The 314-nt window shown below is 72.6% G+C and carries 1 pseudogene; it reads right to left on the bottom strand.

The window, feature by feature from the left end:
- Positions 1–314: pseudogene (locus ACEN88_RS35025) on the bottom strand (3-phytase); the annotation flags it as partial.

Here is a 314-nt window from a genome sequence, read left to right as displayed (position 1 = left end):
CTCTCCGGAGCGGCGTCGTAGGCCCACAGCCCGAAGCCGCTCTCGGCCACGTACAGCGTCGCCTCCGCATCGTCCACGCGGCAATGCTTCACGTGCGGCGGCAGCGCCATGTGGCGCACGAGGCGGGCCGGCTCGCCCAGCAGCCATTGCTGCGCCTGGCCATCCTTCGCGATCAGGAACGCGTGGTCGAGGTGCTGCGCGTCGCGGTACAGGCAGGCCGCTTCGATGCCGAAGCCGGTCTCCGGCAACGGGGGCAGGGCGTGCAGGCCGCCCCCGTCGATGCGGACGGGGACCGCGCGTTCGGCGTTCGCATC

It is taken from the genome of Massilia sp. CT11-108 (genome assembly GCF_047302915.1).
Classification (GTDB): domain Bacteria; phylum Pseudomonadota; class Gammaproteobacteria; order Burkholderiales; family Burkholderiaceae_D; genus Telluria; species Telluria orientalis.
Note: the sequence above shows the minus strand (reverse complement) of the source record. Positions and strands in the feature narration are given on the sequence as shown.